Origin of the sequence: Brevibacillus formosus, from assembly GCF_003013405.1 — a bacterium.
In the GTDB taxonomy this organism is placed as follows: Bacteria; Bacillota; Bacilli; order Brevibacillales; family Brevibacillaceae; genus Brevibacillus; species Brevibacillus formosus.
In genome coordinates this window covers 1-18,203 of sequence record NZ_PXZL01000031.1, presented here as the reverse complement: position 1 = coordinate 18,203, position 18,203 = coordinate 1, and the positions used below count along the sequence as shown (strand labels likewise).

Below are 18,203 nucleotides of genomic sequence, written 5' to 3'. Positions count from 1 at the left end.
ACTAGCTCCCATTTCAAACGTCTAAATAAAGAGAGCGACTACGAGGGAGATTTCGAAGAATGAAAAATCGAACGATAAACGCACAGCGTCCTTGCTGGCGCGGGATATGGATCGTGTTGGGGCTTGTCACGCTGCTCGGTCTGATATGGTCGGGCTACAACTGGTACCGCATCGAACAGACAATTAAGAAGGCCAACGCCCGCCATGCAACCGTCGGCATTGTCCTCGGTGCAGCGGTCTGGGGTGAGGGACCTAGTCCTGGTCTGCGCGAACGCCTGGAGCAGGCGGCGATCCTGTATGAAGAAGGCTATGTATCGAAGCTGTTGGTTACAGGCGGCCTTGGTGAAGGCAAAACGATCACGGAGGCTGCTGTGAGCAGAAATTACTTGGTGGCCAAGGGAATTCCCGAAGAGGACATTTTGCTAGAAAGCAAGTCTACCAGTACATACGAAAACCTGCTGTACGGCCAGCAGGTCTTGGAGGAACATCATATTCAGGACGCCCTGATCATCAGCCACGACTATCATTTGGCCCGTGCCATGATCATGGCTGATTCACTGGGAATTGTCGCCTCTCCTGTAGGGACGACATCACACGTCCTATTCGGACCGTATCATAAGGCGAGAGAAGTACTCGCTCTCACATATTGGGAGCTCTCTCGCCTCTTTACACAAGTGCTAGGAACGGTGGTTCTCGCGTAAAATTTCATACACATCGACAAAATGGCGGATTCGCTCCATGATGCGAGCCGCTTTTGTTTGTTCGATCCGATTTCCGTTGGAGATAGACAAATGCTCTTGCAGTTCATTCAGCGAGTAGTTGGAAGTAAACAGCGTAGGCAAATGGTTGTTTGCCCGCTGATTCAGTATAACCCCCAAAATCTCGTCCCGAACCCATGGCGTCAAGTTCTCCGCACCGATATCATCGAGGATTAGGACCGGCACTTCTTTCAGCAGCTCCAGCTTCCCCGCGTACGATTGATCTGAGATAGAATCCTTCATCTCCCGGATAAAGTCAGGCACATACACCAGCAAGGAAGCGACATTGCGCTCAGAGAGCTCACGACCGATTGCTCCCATGATGTAGCTTTTTCCAACACCAAACGGACCGTGTAAATAAAGTCCTTTTACCCGCTCGCCTGTTCCGACTTTTTCACAGAACTGAATCGCCGCATCTACGGTAGCCAAATTCCCGGAGTCAATGACCAAGCCCTCAAAGCTCGCGTTCAAGGTCTCTTCGGAAACGTAGTAGCTGCGCATCAGTCGGCGGCGGCGAATCTCTTCCTCGTGCGACAGCTGCTTGGAACAGGGCGTCATCGAGCTGATAATATGCTGGTGAACCAGCTCCAAATGCGTGCTATGCCCCTTGACCAGATTCGGGCATTCGCCAAGACCTGGACAACGCTCACACCAATACTGCTCCTTGACTGCCGTATAGATGTTGGAGAGCGAGCGAAGGTAATCGTCTCTGGTCAATGCGGGATGCTCTTGTTGAAATGCTTTTAAATACGCTGACGAACGGAACATTTTATCTAACTGCTGATCCGGTGTCAGCAACTGACGCGGCGTTCGTTTGGCGAGCTCTTGCATGAACTCACTGATAGATTCCACGTTCCCTCACACTCCTTATTTCCGTTTTCGCAAGGTTTCCAGTCTTTTCTGCAAGTCTGGAAAATCCTGAATGGACTGTTTCTTTTCAGCGTCTGGTGCGGTTTTCTCCTGCGACAGCTGCCACTCGACAGATGCCGGCAGCTTGTCCTGCAAGATGGCTCTACCGTTCCGTCTGACAGGGGTCGATTCCTTCTTGCCCGCTTTTGCCTTCTCGGCTGTTTGTGCCCGTTGATCCGCACGTTCGAGGATCTGCTTGACTGCCTCATCAACTGTTGCAATCCGTTTCGCTTTCCAGCTGTCACGAATCGTCTCCATATACGCTTTTGGCAGTTCCATTTGCATGCTGGCTAGCGTATGGAGCAGCAGCGCATTGACGACTTCCGGCTGCATCCCATCTGTAAAAACAAGCGTTTCAGCCCGCTCCAAAAAGACCTTGCTGATTCTGCCACCGACGACCTTTTCCAGCAGGGTCACCGGAGATAGCTGGCGACAAGCACGGATAAAGGCTTCGCTGCCAGGCTCTGGCAAGCGGCCAGGTCCAAAGCCCTCCTCTGCCGTGTCGGTTGCAGGTGCCGTTCGGTATAGCTTGTCTTCCGTGTAGCGTTGTACCAAACGCTTGCGCAGAACTTCTCCGTCCAAACTCCGATCCGATTTGTACAACGTCCAATCACGCAGCTCCTGCCCCATCCCCCAGCTGTCCAGCTGATAGAAATGGCATAGTGAGAACAACAGCTCCATGCTCTTGCCTTCCAAAACTTTAACCGAGTCGGCATTATCCGGCAGGTACAGGCGCAAGGACGATACACTCAGCGAATGGTTGACTTGTGCCTCGTAGCCAGATTTCATCGGCGCTTGCGGGAAGCTGGTGTCCATCTCGGTTAAAAACTGATCCCGCTCCGATCCTTTTTTCACTTCCAGCTCCGATGGCTTCAACGACTGGAACACATCATGGAAGTCCTTCGTGACGTTTTCCACAATGGTGTATTCTTGATCCAACTGACTGCCGAGCGTATCTGCATAATGCTGGCGCAGTTGCGAATAGCGAACGTTTTCGATTTTGTTTAACAACATCAACGACAGTACATAGTCTGCAAAAAACTCAGCCGGACTAAGCGGCGGTTTGATCAAATACTCGTAATAATAGTCACGCTGCTGATTTTCCCTGCGGCGCACCTCGACTAGCCCGATTGCCTCCAGACGTTCACGCGCATCCAATAGCCGATCCAGAGAAAGTGAAGTCGTCAGCATCAAACTGCGATGGGTCCCCTCCGAGGAGGCTCCGCTCACCTCCTGCACACCATGAGCGAGCAGTTGGTAGAGAGCGTACGATTCGACACCGATGATCGGCAAGTATAGCTGCGTAACAAAGCCCATTTCGGCAAAGCCAATCGGTCTTGCCATCCGCACCAGATAACGATCCTTCGGCAACAACTCGTTCCAAACTAAACGACGCATCAGATCTTTCCTTCCTGACAAAATTCGATTCTTTTATTATAGCACGACTACCTATTCATTCGCGGAAAAATCAGCTGGAAAGCCAAAGAAGCCCTGGCGGATTGGCCGCAAGAGCGAGGGAGAGGTTGCGAGTCTGGCAGAGAAAAGCTTGTCTATTCTTTTGGAAACGAGCTGTTTCGCGCTTGAGCCAAAAGCTCCTCCAGCTCTTTCATAAATACATTGATATCTTTGAATTGGCGGTAAACAGAAGCGAAGCGCACATAGGCGACCTCATCGACATGGTATAAACGCTCCATGACCTTCTCCCCAACGTCATTGCTCGGGATCTCTGCTTGCCCGCAGCTGCGCAATTCTTTTTCAATGTCATTCACGACATTTTCAAGCACTTCCAACGGTACGGGACGCTTTTCGCAAGCGCGCACCAACCCGCGCAATATCTTGTCTCGATTGAATTCCTCGCGTGTTCCGTCCTTTTTCACAATTAACAAAGGTGTTTCTTCTACCATTTCAAAGGTAGTAAAACGGCGTTCGCAGGCTTCGCACTCACGGCGGCGACGAATGGATTTATTATGATTGAAAGGACGTGAATCCAGGACTCTAGTCCCATTATATTCGCAAAATGGACAACGCATATCAGAATCAACTCCAATACTGACAATACTTGTCTACAGTGTCCCTCATATTCCTGTCAGAAGTCAAGTCAATCCTTGTACCTATTTAAAGCATAAGTCGAATGGAGTACAATTATGGTACTGTTGGAGGGATAGTCATGCGTTTAGTATCTTTAAAACACCTACAGCCTGGAATGAAATTGGGACGTACGGTCTTCACGGAAGATGGAAAGGTGCTACTTGGAACCGGTATGCAATTAACGGAACGACTCATTTCCGGATTAGAGCGAGCTGGCGTTGATTCGGTGTATATCGATGATCCCCGTACCAATGACATCGTTGTGGAAGAAGTGATTCGCCCACAAACCAGACAAGTAGCTGTAGAAGCCATCGAGAAGACGATCAAACAAATTACAAATTCAAACAAGCTGGCCCGGAAAATTTCCTTAAAAGAAATGGGCCTTCATTTTCAGCGTGCCTTTAGCTCAATTTTGGACGACCTGATGCAAAACAAGCAAATGGTTGGCCATTTGACGACGATCTCTTCTCATTCGCCATCGTTATACCATCACTCCGTGAATGTGGCTGTGCTGGCGACTGCTGTGGGCATGTCTCTGGGCTACAATCGCACACAGCTCATGAACCTAGGGATAGGCGCGATGCTGCACGATATCGGCAAAGTGAGCCTGCCTGAAGAGCTGTTGCAAAAAACAGAGCGTTGGACGGACGAAGAGAAGGAAATCGCCAAACAACATACGATGCTTGGCTTTAATTTGTTGCGAAAGCAGCATGACATCTCGCTTTTGTCAGCCCACGTCTGCTTGCAGCACCATGAACGGCTAAATGGAAGTGGCTATCCACAAGGATTATCCGGCAAGCAAATTCACGAATTCGCGCAAATCGTCGGTCTCTGTGATATTTACGACTCATTGACTTCCCCGCGTCCATGGCGCAAGCGGTACATGCCACAGGATGCTGTGGAATACCTGTTTGGTTCTGGAGGTACGCTATTCGAGCACCATCTAGTAAATGCCTTTATCAAGCACATTGCTATCTTCCCGATTGGAAGCAGCGTCGTTTTAAATACCGGAGAAGTCGGGGTAGTGAGTCGGGTTGATCCGGATTATTCGCATCGTCCTACTGTGCGTGTGATAAAAGACGGCCGAGGAAACGACGTCCCTAGCCCTTATGACCTCGATCTCAAGGCGAACATCCGACTGTTTATTGTGGGCTTTGAAGATGATGATCTGTTTAACGTGAACTCATTAGAAGAATCTCCTACCTCATCGTAAACACGAAGCAACGAAAAACCCCTTTGCTCCAAATTCGGCAAAGGGGTTTTGTTTATGCTTTTTATTTTACACCAACAGCAGCAGCTTCTTTTGTTGCAGCTTGATTGTTCTGCTCAGATACGTGGCGGACCAGGTCTACGACACGGCAGGAGTAGCCCCACTCGTTATCGTACCATGCAATCACTTTTACCTGATTGTCTCCCATTACCATCGTAGACAGACCGTCGATGATCGAGGAGTGATCGTTGCCATTGAAATCGCTGGAAACGAGTGGCTCGTCGCAGAACTCGAGGTAGCCTTTCATGCTGCCTTCGCTCGCTTCACGCAGGACGCGGTTTACTTCGTCCAATGTAACTGGCTTCTTCGTATTGACCACCAAGTCTACTACAGAAACGTTTGGAGTCGGTACGCGCAAGGAAAAACCGTTCAGCTTGCCATTCAATTCTGGTAGAACGATTCCTACTGCACGAGCAGCTCCTGTCGTCGTTGGAATGATGGACTCGCTAGCTGCACGTGCACGACGCAGGTCTTTATGCGGATTGTCGAGATTCACCTGATCGTTTGTAAACGAGTGAATGGTAGTCATAAGACCTTGTTCGATACCAAATGCATCGTTGAGCACTTTTGCCACAGGTGCGAGACAGTTGGTTGTGCAGGAAGCATTAGAGATAATGTGGTGATTGGCATGGTCGTAGGTGCCTTCGTTTACACCCATCACGATCGTCACGTCTTCTTCTTTCGCTGGTGCTGTAATCACAACTTTTTTCGCACCGCTTTGCAGGTGCTTGCCAGCGCCTTCGCGATTGTTGAACTTGCCTGTAGCTTCTACAACGATCTCTACTCCGAGGTCACCCCAAGGCAGCTTCAGCGGATCACGGTCAGACAGTACAACTGTTGCTTTTCCATCTACGATAATCTTGTTGTCTTGGACTTCCACTTTATTTTGCAGGCGTCCGTGGATTGTGTCATATTTCAACAAATGTGCAAGCGTCTCCGCTGGATAGCTGGCGTTGATTGCAACGATTTCAATGTTGGGGTCCTGGATAGCGCGGCGGAATACCATGCGGCCAATACGTCCGAAACCATTAATACCGATTTTAATTGTCATATATAGAAACCCCTTTCGAATTGAGTTACGCTTATCTGATACTTTTATTATAATAAGTATGACACAATTATCAATGTGTTTTACTGAAAAATAAATATTTGGACGATTTACCCTACCCAAAAAAAGAGAAAAAAGCCGCTCTCTAATCCGTAAGAGAAGCGGCTTTTCATGATTTTTAACGTAATTGAAAGTCGTATATATTTTTGTACCGATCATGATAATAGAGCACTCGCTGGACATATTGACGGGTCTCTCCATATGGAATGTCCTCAATCGTCTCTCGAGTTCCGTTCCATTGCTCACTCGCGAGCCATCCGTTTACTTTTCCCGGACCGGCGTTGTAGGCGGCAATGACTTTGACGATATCGCCATCATAGCGGGACAGCAAAAAATCGAGATACCATGTCCCAATCTCGATGTTCATGACAGGGTCGTACAAGTATTGACTGTCCTTTGGAAGGAAGCCTGCTTCCTTGACGATCCATTGCGCTGTTTCTGGCATGATTTGCATGAGCCCGATCGCACCCTTTTTCGAAACGCGATCTGTCGCAAACCCACTCTCGGAACGAATGACGGCCAATACCAATTGAGGGTCCACCTCATATTTCAGTGCAGCCGTCACAATCTGCTGTTCATATTTGATCGGGTACATCCATTTCCACACCAATGGCGTGTTTAGCAGCAAAAATACACTCGCCAAAACGAGCACGATTAATGCTGCACGTTTGCCAAAACTCATGATTGACGCTCCGATCGAATCGCGGCTAATACCGCCTCCACTTGACGCTCGGTTTCTTCACGTGAACCAGAATTATCGATCAAAAAATCTGCGCCCTGCTTCTTCTGATCAATGGGAAACTGCGCCCGCAGTCTTTTTCGTGCCTGTTCTTCTTCCAATTCATCGCGCTCCAGCATTCTCGCCAATTGCATCTCGTAGGGGGCATAGACGACCACGATTTTTTCTACCATATGTGTAAGCTTGCTCTCATACAGCAGAGGAATATCCATAAAGACGATCTCGGCTCCATTCGCTTCCGCTAATTCGGCCTCTTCCCGCATGACGCGGCGTACCTCGGGATGGACGATGGCGTTCAGCTTTTGACGCTCGGACTCGTCCGAAAACACGATCTCACCTAGTTTTTTTCGATCAATTTGACCATCTTCCAATAGGATTTCTCTTCCAAAATGGCGCACGATCGCTTCATAGGCCAATTTACCTGGTTCTACGACCTCTCTGGCGATTTGGTCAGCGTCAATGACAGGAATTCCACGCTCTCGAAGCATACCTGTCACCGTGCTTTTCCCAGTGGCAATTCCGCCTGTTAACCCTAGTATCATGCCCATCCTCCTCCCTTGGTCGAACTGTTATAGCTTTTGACAATCGGGGCAAATATGCGTCCCTCTGCCACCGACTACAAACCGAATGATTTCGGTCCCGCATTTCGTACACGCCTCATCTTTTCGTCCATAAACTAATAGAGATTGCTGGAACATTCCCATCTCGCCCTGTCCGTTCACATACGACTTGATGGAGCTGCCACCTTGTTCTACCGCTTCTTGCAAAGTGGAGACGATGCTTTCGTGCAGTCGGTTAACTTCTTTATCGGTCAGCTTTCCTGCTGGTTTCTCCGGATGAATGCCTGCTTTAAAGAGTGACTCGTCCACATAAATATTCCCCAACCCTACAATACATTCCTGGTTTAGGAGAAGCGGCTTAATTTTTGTTGACCGTCCTTTTAACAATTTCCCCAAAACCTCAGGAGTAAAACTTTTATCTAGCGGTTCTACCCCCAGTTTTGCCAAAGGTCCGACGGTTGTTTCCTTTCCCTTAGGGAACAGATCCATCGTCCCGAACTGGCGAACATCCCGATATCGCAGCTCTGTTCCGTCCGTAAAATGGAAGACGACATGGGTATGCTTCTCAACGGGATCATCCGCCTGATACACACCATAACGCCCTTCCATGCGCAGATGGGACACGAGTACGTCCTCGTTCAAGAAAAACTGAATGAATTTTGCCCGCCGTTGGATATCCTGGATGGTTTGTCCTACCAAGAGAGATTTAAAAGCTTCCACGTCATCTGGCTGACGCACGATACGCGCCAAATGAACACTGACTCTTTCGATCGTTTTTCCCATAACCAAGCCACGCAGAGTCCGTACGACGGTTTCTACCTCCGGCAATTCTGGCATATGCCCTCCTCCTCTCGCTGTCTATCCATCTTTATGTTCCAGGCATGCCTACTTCGCATCGTACCAGGTGCGTCCGTCACTAACGTCTACCTTGAGCGGCACGTTCAGGGACAGCGCACTCTCCATCACTTCCGGTACCAGCTTGCGCATGACCTCCAGCTCATTTTCTGGCACTTCAAATACAAGCTCATCGTGCACCTGCAAAAGCATGCGGCTAGCGAGACCTTTCTCCTCTATTGCCTCCTGCATGCGAATCATCGCCAGCTTGATCACATCAGCAGCAGTCCCCTGGATCGGCGTGTTCATCGCAGTACGCTCGGCAAACGAACGCAGGTTAAAGTTGCTGCTGCGAATATCAGGCAGGTAGCGGCGGCGGTTCAACAAGGTCGTCACATAGCCATCCGCCTTCGCCTGCTGGACGATCTCGTCCATCCAGCGCTTCACACCGGAGAAGACATCAAAGTAACGCTCAATGAAGTCCCCGGCTTCTTTACGGGTAATATTGAGGTTTTGCGACAGACCGTAATCGCTGATGCCGTATACGATCCCGAAGTTGACCGCCTTGGCCTGACGGCGCATCAGCGAGGTCACTTCTTCCTCACTCACACCAAATACGTCCATGGCGGTGCGGGTATGAATATCCATTCCCTTTTGGAAGGCGTCAATCAAGTTTTCGTCTTGTGAAATGTGGGCCAAAATCCGCAGCTCAATCTGGGAATAGTCGGCCGCCAGCATGTACCAGCCATCCTCTGACGGGATAAACGCCTCGCGAATCTTGCGTCCTTCTTCCATACGGATCGGGATATTTTGCAGATTCGGGTCCGTACTGGACAGGCGCCCTGTCGCCGTAGTCGCTTGGTTGTAAAGCGTATGCACCTTGCTCGTCTTCGTATGGATTTCCTTGGTCAAGCCCTCAATATACGTAGAGCGGAGCTTGCCGAGCTGACGGAAGGTCAGGATCGCATCGATGATCGGATGGTAAGGGGCGAGCTTCTCCAATACATCCGCACTGGTAGAAGGCCCTGTTTTGGTCTTTTTCAATACAGGCAGAGACAAGCGGTCAAACAAAATTTCACCCAATTGCTTCGGCGAGTTGATGTTAAATGCCCCACCCGCCAGCTCGTAAATCTGATCTGTCAGACCCGCGAGCTTTTTATCCAAGTCTTCCCCCATTTGCATGAGACGCTCACTGTTTACCTTCACGCCTTGCTTTTCCATGAGAGCCAATACCATACTCAGCGGGGCTTCCAATTCACCGAGCAGCTTTTCCATTTCGTTTTCCGCCAGCTGCTCGCGCAATACAGGCACGCTCTGCCAGATTGCTGCCGCTTTATGTGCCACATGCTCGCTCAGCACGTCCATTTCAGGAACAAGACGCTTGGCACCCTTGCCGTACACCTCTTCATCTGACAATACCCGTGTCTGTGCGTATTGTGACGCAATGCTATCCAAGGTCGGGTTGCTCTCAGCCGCATTCAGCAGGTAAGAAGCGAGGTACACATCAAAGCTGATGCCTTTTATCGCCAAATCATGCCAAGCGAGTCCAACCGTGTCTCGCTTGCCGTCAAATACCCACTTCTCCTTCGCCGGATCAGCCAGCCACTCACAGAGCACCTTCCATTCCTTGGCTACGTCCCATGGAACGAACATCACTGTATCTTCCGCAGCCAGTCCAATCCCGAGGAAAGGCGCATGATGATAGTTTTCCCCGTCCATTTCGATGTAAAGAGCCATTGGCGAAGTCAGCTTGGACTCGTACGCCGCTTTGTTTTCCTCTGAAATCCTCTCAAACGAAAACGGCTTGGCGTCTGATTGTCCGCTTCCATCTGCTGGCTGTGCCACTTTGATCTTGGACAAGAGCGATTTGAACTCCATCTTTTTAAAGAACTCGCTGACAGGTACGCCATCATAGCCTTCAAAGCCAGTCTCTTGCACATCCAGCTCCACAGGCGCTTCACGCAAAATGGTTGCCAAGGCTTTACTCATGTTCGCCTTGTCTACATTCTCACGCAGGTTCTCTTGCAGCTTTTTGCCTGATACTTTATCGATATTTTCCAGTACTTGCTCGACAGAGCCGTATTCGTGCAGCAGCTTTAGCGCTGTTTTTTCCCCGACACCAGGTACACCTGGAATGTTGTCGGACGAATCGCCCATCAAGCCTTTCAGATCAATTATTTGCAGCGGCTTAAGGCCGTACTTTTCGTGAATTTCTTGCGGAGTGTACAGCTCGATTTCGCTGACTCCCTTGCGCGTCAAAGCCACAGATACATGCTCGGACACGAGTTGCAGCATATCTTTGTCTCCGGTAATGACAGTCGTTTTCCACGCTTGCTCATCTGCTTGCTTCGTCAACGTACCGATAATGTCATCCGCCTCGTAGCCTTCCAGCTCGAAGCGTTTGATTGAGAAGGCATCCAACAGCTCCCGAATCAGTGGAAACTGTTCAGACAGCTCCGGCGGAGTTTTGCTGCGTCCCCCTTTGTACTCTGCATACTCGCTATGGCGAAACACGACTTTTCCCGCGTCAAAAGCAACCATAATATGCGTTGGCTTCATTTCCTCCAACACTTTTAACAGCATAGTCGTAAAGCCCAGCACTGCGTTCGTATGCAGTCCTGCCGATGTAGACAACAAAGGGAGCGCATAAAACGCCCGGTTCGCAACACTGTTTCCATCAATCAACACAAAATGACTCAAGGAATTCGACCCCTCTCGTTACAAAACTACTATCTTTAATCGTAACATAGGGCAAACATCAAAGCCAAGCCGTAGATATGGCGGGTAAAGCACAAGGTGATTGAACAGACTATGAAAAAATAGACAAGGAAGGTGTTTCGATGAATTGGAGGAAATCGCTGCCTCTCTTGCTCGCCTTATTACTATCCTTTGGCTCGTTGCCAGCGACGGCCAACCCTAGTGGGGAGCACAAACCCGCTGGAAAAAAGGCGATCGCATTTGTCATCGATGATTTCGGAAACAACATGCAAGGGACAGAGGAAATTTTATCGATGCCCGTCCCTCTGACTATCGCCGTCATGCCGTTTCTGCCAAGTACAAAGAAGGATGCCGAGCTCGCCTATCAAAAAGGTCATGATGTCATCTTGCATATGCCGATGGAGCCGATGAAAGGAAAACGCTCCTGGCTTGGTCCTGGTGCCATTACCGCTGATCTGTCCGACGAAGAAATTCGCAGTCGCGTCGAGAAAGCGATTGACGATGTGCCTCACGCGATTGGCATGAACAATCATATGGGCTCAAAAATAACGGCTGATGAGCGGATCATGCGCATCATTATGAAAGTGGTCAAAGAACGCGGGCTGATCTATTTGGACAGCAAAACGACCGACAAGAGCGTTGCAGGAAAGGTTGCAGCTGAAATGGGCGTGCCTTTTGCAGAAAATCTATATTTTCTGGATGATATCTATACGGTCCCCCATATTACCAAGCAAATGGAAAAAATCTGCCAAAGAATCGGAAACCATCCCATATGTATCGCGATTGGCCATGTCGGACCCCCTGGCAAGAAAACAGCCTCCGTTCTGCGCCAGTACATCCCGCGAATTCAGAAGGAGGCCGAATTTGTAACCATTTCAAAGCTTATCCAGCAAACTGCTCATTAATTTTCGCCACCAGCTCTCCTCAACGCTCGTCTCCGTTTTCTTGCTTCCCGACAGCTTTACGTATTCGCTCACTGCCTCTGTAATGGCCTGAGCGATTTTTTCTTGTGCTTTGGGATTCGTTAACATTTCGCGGTCCTGCGCGTTGCTGATAAACCCCATCTCTACGATGACAGACGGACAGTAGTTATGACGGAGCATATAGTACGTCTTGCCCCTGACTGGCTTTTCGTTTGTTCCTGTAAGCTTGTTCAGCGAGTTTTGCAGCAGCTCTGCCAACAGGTAGCTCTCTTCTGTATTTTGATGCAAAATAATCGCTCCCCTGCGCCGAGGACTGGGTGACCAGTTTACATGCAAGCTGAGCATCATCTGCGGGCCGATTTCTTTTGCCAAGTTTTTGCGCTGTGCCAAGTCTCGTATATGCCGCGATCGGTTGTCCAACCAACGATTGTCATCACTCAGGGCAACATCCTTGTTCCGATTCAAAGCCACGGTGTATCCCGCTGCTGTCAATTGTTGATACAGTCTTTTGGCAATTTGCAGATTGATGTCTTTTTCGTACAAATCCCCAAAAGATGTTCCCGAATCTACACCTCCATGTCCAACATCAATCAAAATATGAAAGGGCGTGAGCGGCAATGCCTCGCTCCGTGTCGGGATACAGATGAGGATAAGCATGAAAGCGATACGGAAAATAGCATGTAAGTTTCTCATGCCAGTAGGATAACCGGATTGAAAAGAAACCTTTCAAGCTGCGAGGTACACATAACATTGTGAATTTTTTAATCCAACTGTACAATTACAATAATGAACCATGACCTTACCCGCATAAGAAGGTGTACTGATGAATCAATCTTTAGAAAAACCGTTATTCCCCCCGTATTTGGCTCTCTTAATCGGGGTAATCGCCATTTCCTCTTCTGCGATCTTTGTAAAGCTATCGGATGCGCCTGCTCCGATTATTGCTACGTATCGCCTGATTTTTTCCGTTCTCTTAACGCTTCCTTTTTTATTCTGGAATCGTGGTGCCCTTGCAGAGATTGGAAAAATGTCCAAAAAAGTGTGGCTACTCTGTCTTTTATCCGGAGCCTTTTTAGCAAGCCACTTTCTGTTGTGGTTTGAATCGCTGAACTACACATCTGTAGCCAGTTCGACTGTGCTCGTTACGTTGCAGCCATTATTTGCCTTCATTGGAGGTTATTTCTTTTTTGGAGAAAAAGTTCGATTTCTGGCTCTATCCGGCGGCTTGCTGGCGATTGCAGGCAGCTTCGTGATTGGCTGGGGAGATTTTCAAGTAGGCGGCATGGCTCTGTGGGGTGATTTCCTCGCATTGATGGGAGCTGTCACCGTGACGGGCTACTGGCTGGTCGGGCAGTACGTTCGCCAGCATATGTCCTCCTTTGCCTATACACTCGTCGTCTATACGGCCACCAGCGTGATTCTGGTCGCCTATGACCTGGCTCTCGGATATTCACTCATCGGTTACCCTGCGGCCGATTGGGGCTGGTTCTTCTGTCTCGCCCTGTTCCCGACCTTGCTTGGACATTCTATTTTTAATTGGATCATTAAGTGGCTCAATACGACGACGATATCCATGGGGATATTGGGAGAACCGATCGGGACTGCGATTCTCGCTTACTTCATCTTGGGTGAAGTGGTAACGCCTCCGCAATGGATCGGCGGCTTGATCATTATCTCCGGCATTTATGTGTTCATTCGTTTTAACCAACCTGCTAAAGGAGTGTCCTCCATTGAACAAGCAACCGGAGAACCGAAAAAGCTTGCGTGAATTCGTCAAGGGACTGAGTATTTGGGCGAAGATTGGCTGGACGATTCTGCTTGGCTACATTGCAGGACGGATTTTGTACTGGTTATTTAAAATGATGTCCTGACAGACAAAAGGGGCAATTCCAATGAAGTCTTCAATAAGACTTGCGGAATTTGCCCCTTGCTATTAGGCTGTTGCCTTCTCGGTTGCTGGCACCTGTTGCGTTTTTTTCGGCTTTTTATGCAGGAAGTACAGAAGTGGAATCGAGAGAACAATAGGGATAACGGAGACGAGGAAAGTATCCCCGATACCTTGGACCAACGATTCTTTTGCCATCATTCCATACAAAATCGCGCTGGCTCCCCCTGACGCGCTCGCCGCATCTACCCCTACTTGCCCATACATTCCTGAAATACCACTGATAAACTGCATCGCCATATCCGTATTCAAGTTTTCAGAGATGGAAGCCATGTGGAAATTTTGACGCGCCTGCATGATCACGGTCAAAATCGCAATGGCAAACGAGCTCATGACCTGACGCAATACGTTGGACAGCGGAGAAGCATCCCCCACACTTGCACGCGGAACGGCGTTCATCCCTACAGTAGACAGCGTCATCATGCACAATCCGATTCCAATCCCGCGAATGGTCAAGATCATATCAATCCACGAGTGCATGCTGTCAGCAGATAGATTGTGCAGCTCATACGTCGTGACGCTCATGATGGTCAAGCCGATCAATCCAATCGGACCGATCCCGTATTTATCCATCAGCTTTCCGCTGATTGGCATCATGATCGCCATGGCAATTGATTGCGGCATCAGCAGGATTCCTGACTCCATCGCCGTTAAGCCCTGAATGTTTTGGAGGAAAATCGGCATCAGGAAGATACCGCCCATCATCCCCATCATGACGAAGCCGGAAGTGAAAATGCTGATGGTGAAGGTAGGAATCTTCAAAAGCCGCAAATCGAGCAACGGACTTTCTTTGCCCAGCTCGACCCAAACAAACAGGATCAAGCTCATTACCGCAATGAAAAACAGACTGACGATGAAAAAGGAGGTCCAGCCCTCTGCTTGCCCTTTACTTAAGGCGAGCAGCAGCGTACCGAAACCGACGATGGCAAGAAATGCTCCCAAAAAGTCGAACTTCAGCTCTGGCTTTTTCGGCGTTTCCTTGAGCAGAACGATACTCATGATCACCGCAAAAATACCAAAGGGTACACCAACCAGAAAAAGGAATTGCCAGTTTAAAAATTCGATGAGATACCCACCCAATGTCGGACCCAACGCAGGGGCTGTCATGGAAGCAATCCCGAATATCCCCAAAGCCATTCCGATTTTTTCACGCGGAACGATCATGTAAATCATCGACATCCCGATTGGCATAATCATCCCCCCGCTGACACCTTGCACGACACGGAAGGCAATCAGCGAAGAGTCACTCCACGCCAAGGCGCAAAGGATGGACGAAAAAGTAAATGCGGATAAGGAGAGTACAAATATTTTTTTCGCCCCGAATTTTGCGGACAACGAGCCGCTCATAGGAATCATGACGGCGTTTGCCAGCATATATCCGGTCAATACCCACTGCATGGTCTCAGTAGTTGAACCAAAAATATTGACCATGGCAGGCAGGGCAACGTTAATCAAGCTATTGTTCAGAATCGCAACGAAGGTTCCTGAGAGGATGGCGACAAGAGACAGCCACATGCCGCCGTTTCCGCTTTTCTCCTCTCGGTGTGCCACCGCTTCCGCCATGTGTCAACACCCCCGTTAGTTTGCGATCACCTTGCTGCCCTCGGACAGTTTGTCTGTCGGGTTCAGCACAATTTGATCATTGTCTTTGACGCCATTCGTGACAGTTGTCCAGTCGCCGCTTGCATTCTCTACGGCAACTTCCACCTGATGTACAACGTTGTCGTCTACAGTATAGACGTAATGCTTGCTGTCCTTTTCCAGCACGGCTGACGTCGGTAATTTTGTTCCTGCTGTTGCCTGGCCTTGGAGCATGACCTCTGCTACCATACCTGCGCGCAGCAAACCGTCCTGATTATTTACCTTCACTTTGACTGGGAACGAACTGCTGTTGGTATCCGAAATCGGAGAAACAAACTCAACGGTACCTTTCAGCACCTTCCCACCCAGACTGCCTACCTTCACATCAACAGTAGAGCCAACCTTAACTTGGTTGATTTGGTTTTCCGGTACGCTTGCTTCTACTTTAACATCTGCCATATTCACTAGCACCATGAGAGGTGTCCCCGCTGCTGCCATTTCTCCCGGGTCAACCGAGCGCTTGGCGACGATACCTGTGATTGGCGCACGAATAATGGTATTGTCATAATTGCTTTTTGCCAGCTCCAGATTGGAGCCCAAACGGCTTACTTCTGCTTGCAGAGCCGCTACCGTGTCGGCCGTTGGGCCTGCTTTTGCCAGATCGTATTGGGCTTGCGCCTGTTCAAGACCTGTGCGCGCCTTTTCCAATTCCAGAGAAGATTTCTCCAGCTCAGCTTGGGACAATGCGCCTGCATCAAACAGAGCTTTCATCCGATTGTAGTTGCTCTCGACCACCTTCAGGCTGGCTTCTGCCTGAGTGACAATACTTCCAAGCTGTGTCAGCTGCTCATTGCGTGCACCTGCTTTCGTATCTCTCAGCTTTGCTTGAGCGCCTGCAATGGCTGCCTGTGCCTGATTGATTTGCTGCTGAAAATCGGCCGCCTCCAGTGTGACCAGTACATCTCCTTGCTTGACGACTGCGCCTTCTTTTACATTCACGCTCGCTGCTTTTCCAGATACTTTAGAAACGACTTGGATCTCCTCAGATGCCGCCACCTTACCACTGGCAATGACACCCGTAGAGGCAGAGGTCACCTTCCACGTCTTCACGACAGGGACATTCTCGCTCGTTTGCGATGCAGAAGATGTCTCACTACAGCCCGCCGCAATAAGCGAAACGGCCGCCATGACTGCAGCGATTGTTTTCCATTGTGTTGTTTTTTTCATGCTTGATTACATCTCCTTCACGTGCACTTTGATCTCGGCGTTCAATCCGGCTACGAGGTCCAGGCCTGCTGTGTCATCTATGGCGATTTTGATCGGGATACGCTGGGTTACCTTGGTGAAGTTCCCACTCGTGTTGGTCGCTGGCATCAAGGAAAATGTAGAATTCGTCGCCTTTCCGATCTCAATCAAATGACCGCCCAATTTCTTACCTGGGTAAGCGTCAACCGTAAAATCGACTTTTTGGCCGAGTTTCAACCGTTCGATTTCAGTCTCTTCCAAATTGGCGGAGATGTACAATTTGCTTTCGTCAATCACGAGAGCTACCGATTGCCCTGTCGAAACAATCTCTCCCTCTTTTGCCTGCGTTTTAATTACCGTCCCTGTAATGGGGGAACGCAACACGCTGTTTTCCAGCATCGTTGTTGCTACGTTGGTTGTATCTTGCTGCCCTACGATTTGATCCGCTATAACGGTGTCGCCTTCTTTGACAGCGAGTCCGGTCAATTTGCCTGTCATTTTCGGCATGACGCGATAAATGTCTCCCGTAATCCGGGCATCTTGTGTGGTCACATAATGTGCACCTTGATACCAATAGTAGTAACCGATTCCTCCACCACCTGCCACGAACAGGAGCAAAATGACATACAAAACCAGTTTTCGCTTCATGGTTTCTCCTCAACTTTCTCGTTCTTCTAGTTTCGCAATCAATGTTTCCATCGACTGAATAATGATGTCTAAATCCTCATCGGAAAATCCATGGAAAATACGCTTGTAAAAGTTCTCTGAGAAAAAATCAACCTTTGCGAACAGCTCGGAAATCTTCGGTGTTTTACGAATCCAGACAACACGCCGGTCATTCTCATCACGTACACGTTCTACGAGTTGTTCACGTTCCAAACGATCAATGATGCCAGAAACGGTGCTGTACGATAAGTCCACGGCTTTGCTTATCTGACCGATCGTTTTGGGATCAGGATGTATTTCTCGAATGACCATTAGCTGCGGGACAGTCACACCATATTGGGACAGTTCTTTTGTGGCCATTGTTCCAAATGTCTTGTTCAACCGTTTTAACAAGTCCCGAATATGCAGTGATTTATTCATAGCGCACTCCTTTCTTAAGTAATATTTCGTGTACGAAATTTATCACATGAAAACTATACGATGTTTTTCTTTCCGTGGCAACTATTTCTTTAGGTTAAACTTTAACTAGGCAACCTTTTAAAAGCATGCGTTGGTCGGGCTGTCGTGGTGGGGAGGAAACAGGAGAAAACGCTCAGCTTCTAGGGCCACCCCCTGTGGGATTGACTGCCCGGCTCCATGAAAAAAAGCGAAACCCGCGTCCAAAGTCGTCCATTCAGTGAGGTATCTCAGAGGTGGACGCTAAGGGCTTGTTTCTCTTTTTTTCATTGCGCCTCGGTCGGTGTCCCTAAGATCTTCGCTTTTTTCTCCTGTTTCCTCTACGAGCTTTCCGTTTTAAACGGGTTTTAAATGCCTTAACAGATTGAATAATGTAATCAGTCACGACAGAGAAGAATATTTC

18 protein-coding genes are annotated in these 18,203 nt (G+C 49.0%); 5 read left to right on the top strand and 13 right to left on the bottom strand.

Going from position 1 to position 18,203, the window contains the following annotated elements; genetic code table 11:
• The first annotated feature begins 59 nt into the window (after positions 1–59).
• Entirely contained in the window at positions 60–701 is a 642-nt protein-coding gene (locus C7R91_RS24280; protein ID WP_047070643.1) for a YdcF family protein, read from the top strand.
• Here the strand turns inward: C7R91_RS24280 and dnaI are convergent.
• The 3 genes from dnaI to nrdR form a co-directional block, all read right to left on the bottom strand.
• Complete coding sequence (gene dnaI / locus C7R91_RS24275; RefSeq protein ID WP_047070642.1) at positions 678–1,610, bottom strand: primosomal protein DnaI; 933 nt, start codon at positions 1,608–1,610, stop codon at positions 678–680. The two genes, C7R91_RS24280 and dnaI, sit on opposite strands and share 24 nt — an antisense overlap.
• 15 nt (positions 1,611–1,625) lie before the next feature.
• Positions 1,626–3,065, bottom strand: a complete 1,440-nt coding sequence (locus tag C7R91_RS24270; RefSeq protein ID WP_047070641.1) for a replication initiation and membrane attachment family protein — start codon at positions 3,063–3,065, stop codon at positions 1,626–1,628.
• Positions 3,066–3,217: 152 nt separating this feature from the next.
• Positions 3,218–3,697 (bottom strand): transcriptional regulator NrdR, encoded by a 480-nt coding sequence (gene nrdR, locus C7R91_RS24265; protein ID WP_017250777.1) that lies wholly within the window; start codon positions 3,695–3,697, stop codon positions 3,218–3,220.
• A 137-nt stretch (positions 3,698–3,834) separates the two neighbouring features.
• On the opposite strand from nrdR, the gene C7R91_RS24260 reads away from it, so the two are divergent.
• On the top strand, positions 3,835–4,968 hold the full coding sequence (locus C7R91_RS24260; RefSeq protein ID WP_047070640.1) for an HD-GYP domain-containing protein: 1,134 nt from the start codon (positions 3,835–3,837) through the stop codon (positions 4,966–4,968).
• Between the two features lie 61 nt (positions 4,969–5,029).
• Here the strand turns inward: C7R91_RS24260 and C7R91_RS24255 are convergent, their stop codons facing one another.
• The 5 genes from C7R91_RS24255 to polA all read right to left on the bottom strand — a co-directional run bounded on the left by C7R91_RS24255 (position 5,030) and on the right by polA (position 10,966).
• Positions 5,030–6,076 carry a glyceraldehyde-3-phosphate dehydrogenase gene (locus tag C7R91_RS24255; RefSeq protein WP_047070639.1) on the bottom strand — a complete coding sequence of 349 codons (1,047 nt, stop codon included), beginning with the start codon at positions 6,074–6,076 and terminating at the stop codon, positions 5,030–5,032.
• Between the two features lie 175 nt (positions 6,077–6,251).
• Complete coding sequence (locus tag C7R91_RS24250) at positions 6,252–6,815, bottom strand: lytic transglycosylase domain-containing protein (RefSeq protein ID WP_047070638.1); 564 nt, start codon at positions 6,813–6,815, stop codon at positions 6,252–6,254.
• Positions 6,812–7,420 (bottom strand): dephospho-CoA kinase, encoded by a 609-nt coding sequence (gene coaE, locus C7R91_RS24245; protein WP_047070637.1) that lies wholly within the window; start codon positions 7,418–7,420, stop codon positions 6,812–6,814. Before coaE ends, C7R91_RS24250 begins: the two co-directional genes overlap by 4 nt.
• 21 nt (positions 7,421–7,441) lie before the next feature.
• A complete protein-coding gene (gene mutM / locus C7R91_RS24240; RefSeq protein ID WP_047070636.1) occupies positions 7,442–8,269 on the bottom strand; it encodes a DNA-formamidopyrimidine glycosylase in 828 nt (275 codons plus the stop codon).
• A 48-nt stretch (positions 8,270–8,317) separates the two neighbouring features.
• The gene (gene polA, locus C7R91_RS24235) at positions 8,318–10,966 is read right to left on the bottom strand and encodes a DNA polymerase I (protein ID WP_047070635.1); all 2,649 of its coding nucleotides are present in this window, start codon (positions 10,964–10,966) and stop codon (positions 8,318–8,320) included.
• A 140-nt stretch (positions 10,967–11,106) separates the two neighbouring features.
• On the opposite strand from polA, the gene C7R91_RS24230 reads away from it, so the two are divergent.
• On the top strand, positions 11,107–11,889 hold the full coding sequence (locus C7R91_RS24230) for a divergent polysaccharide deacetylase family protein (RefSeq protein WP_047070634.1): 783 nt from the start codon (positions 11,107–11,109) through the stop codon (positions 11,887–11,889).
• Here the strand turns inward: C7R91_RS24230 and C7R91_RS24225 are convergent.
• Positions 11,860–12,600, bottom strand: coding sequence for an N-acetylmuramoyl-L-alanine amidase family protein (locus tag C7R91_RS24225; protein ID WP_047070633.1), 741 nt, complete (start codon positions 12,598–12,600; stop codon positions 11,860–11,862). The two genes, C7R91_RS24230 and C7R91_RS24225, sit on opposite strands and share 30 nt — an antisense overlap.
• A 130-nt stretch (positions 12,601–12,730) precedes the next feature.
• Between C7R91_RS24225 and C7R91_RS24220 the strand changes: the two genes are divergently transcribed.
• A complete protein-coding gene (locus C7R91_RS24220) occupies positions 12,731–13,675 on the top strand; it encodes a DMT family transporter (RefSeq protein ID WP_047070632.1) in 945 nt (314 codons plus the stop codon).
• The gene (locus C7R91_RS29490; protein WP_157966774.1) at positions 13,638–13,778 is read left to right on the top strand and encodes a hypothetical protein; all 141 of its coding nucleotides are present in this window, start codon (positions 13,638–13,640) and stop codon (positions 13,776–13,778) included. The genes C7R91_RS24220 and C7R91_RS29490 overlap by 38 nt, the downstream gene beginning before the upstream one ends.
• A gap of 62 nt (positions 13,779–13,840) precedes the next feature.
• Here the strand turns inward: C7R91_RS29490 and C7R91_RS24215 are convergent, their stop codons facing one another.
• Genes C7R91_RS24215 through C7R91_RS24200 form a run of 4 tightly spaced genes read right to left on the bottom strand, consistent with a single transcriptional unit; the run spans position 13,841 to position 17,764 of the window.
• Positions 13,841–15,415: a DHA2 family efflux MFS transporter permease subunit gene (locus C7R91_RS24215; RefSeq protein WP_047070631.1), complete on the bottom strand. Its 1,575-nt coding sequence runs from the start codon at positions 15,413–15,415 to the stop codon at positions 13,841–13,843.
• A gap of 15 nt (positions 15,416–15,430) precedes the next feature.
• The gene (locus tag C7R91_RS24210; protein ID WP_047070630.1) at positions 15,431–16,660 is read right to left on the bottom strand and encodes an efflux RND transporter periplasmic adaptor subunit; all 1,230 of its coding nucleotides are present in this window, start codon (positions 16,658–16,660) and stop codon (positions 15,431–15,433) included.
• A 6-nt stretch (positions 16,661–16,666) separates the two neighbouring features.
• Complete coding sequence (locus C7R91_RS24205; protein ID WP_047070629.1) at positions 16,667–17,326, bottom strand: HlyD family secretion protein; 660 nt, start codon at positions 17,324–17,326, stop codon at positions 16,667–16,669.
• Positions 17,327–17,335: 9 nt separating this feature from the next.
• Positions 17,336–17,764 (bottom strand): MarR family winged helix-turn-helix transcriptional regulator, encoded by a 429-nt coding sequence (locus tag C7R91_RS24200; protein WP_012685124.1) that lies wholly within the window; start codon positions 17,762–17,764, stop codon positions 17,336–17,338.
• Positions 17,765–18,203 lie beyond the last annotated feature (439 nt).

What these genes read in the sequence shown, in the direction of transcription:
- C7R91_RS24210 (WP_047070630.1), bottom strand. Translation starts at nt 16,660, where the DNA reads ATGAAAAAAACAACACAATGGAAAACAATCGCTGCAGTCATGGCGGCC.
- C7R91_RS24205 (WP_047070629.1), bottom strand. Translation starts at nt 17,326, where the DNA reads ATGAAGCGAAAACTGGTTTTGTATGTCATTTTGCTCCTGTTCGTGGCA.
- C7R91_RS24200 (WP_012685124.1), bottom strand. Translation starts at nt 17,764, where the DNA reads ATGAATAAATCACTGCATATTCGGGACTTGTTAAAACGGTTGAACAAG.
- coaE (WP_047070637.1), bottom strand. Translation starts at nt 7,420, where the DNA reads ATGGGCATGATACTAGGGTTAACAGGCGGAATTGCCACTGGGAAAAGC.
- C7R91_RS24230 (WP_047070634.1), top strand. Translation starts at nt 11,107, where the DNA reads ATGAATTGGAGGAAATCGCTGCCTCTCTTGCTCGCCTTATTACTATCC.
- C7R91_RS24270 (WP_047070641.1), bottom strand. Translation starts at nt 3,065, where the DNA reads ATGCGTCGTTTAGTTTGGAACGAGTTGTTGCCGAAGGATCGTTATCTG.
- C7R91_RS24250 (WP_047070638.1), bottom strand. Translation starts at nt 6,815, where the DNA reads ATGAGTTTTGGCAAACGTGCAGCATTAATCGTGCTCGTTTTGGCGAGT.
- C7R91_RS24260 (WP_047070640.1), top strand. Translation starts at nt 3,835, where the DNA reads ATGCGTTTAGTATCTTTAAAACACCTACAGCCTGGAATGAAATTGGGA.
- C7R91_RS24255 (WP_047070639.1), bottom strand. Translation starts at nt 6,076, where the DNA reads ATGACAATTAAAATCGGTATTAATGGTTTCGGACGTATTGGCCGCATG.
- C7R91_RS24280 (WP_047070643.1), top strand. Translation starts at nt 60, where the DNA reads ATGAAAAATCGAACGATAAACGCACAGCGTCCTTGCTGGCGCGGGATA.
- nrdR (WP_017250777.1), bottom strand. Translation starts at nt 3,697, where the DNA reads ATGCGTTGTCCATTTTGCGAATATAATGGGACTAGAGTCCTGGATTCA.
- C7R91_RS24220 (WP_047070632.1), top strand. Translation starts at nt 12,731, where the DNA reads ATGAATCAATCTTTAGAAAAACCGTTATTCCCCCCGTATTTGGCTCTC.
- C7R91_RS24215 (WP_047070631.1), bottom strand. Translation starts at nt 15,415, where the DNA reads ATGGCGGAAGCGGTGGCACACCGAGAGGAGAAAAGCGGAAACGGCGGC.
- mutM (WP_047070636.1), bottom strand. Translation starts at nt 8,269, where the DNA reads ATGCCAGAATTGCCGGAGGTAGAAACCGTCGTACGGACTCTGCGTGGC.
- C7R91_RS24225 (WP_047070633.1), bottom strand. Translation starts at nt 12,600, where the DNA reads ATGAGAAACTTACATGCTATTTTCCGTATCGCTTTCATGCTTATCCTC.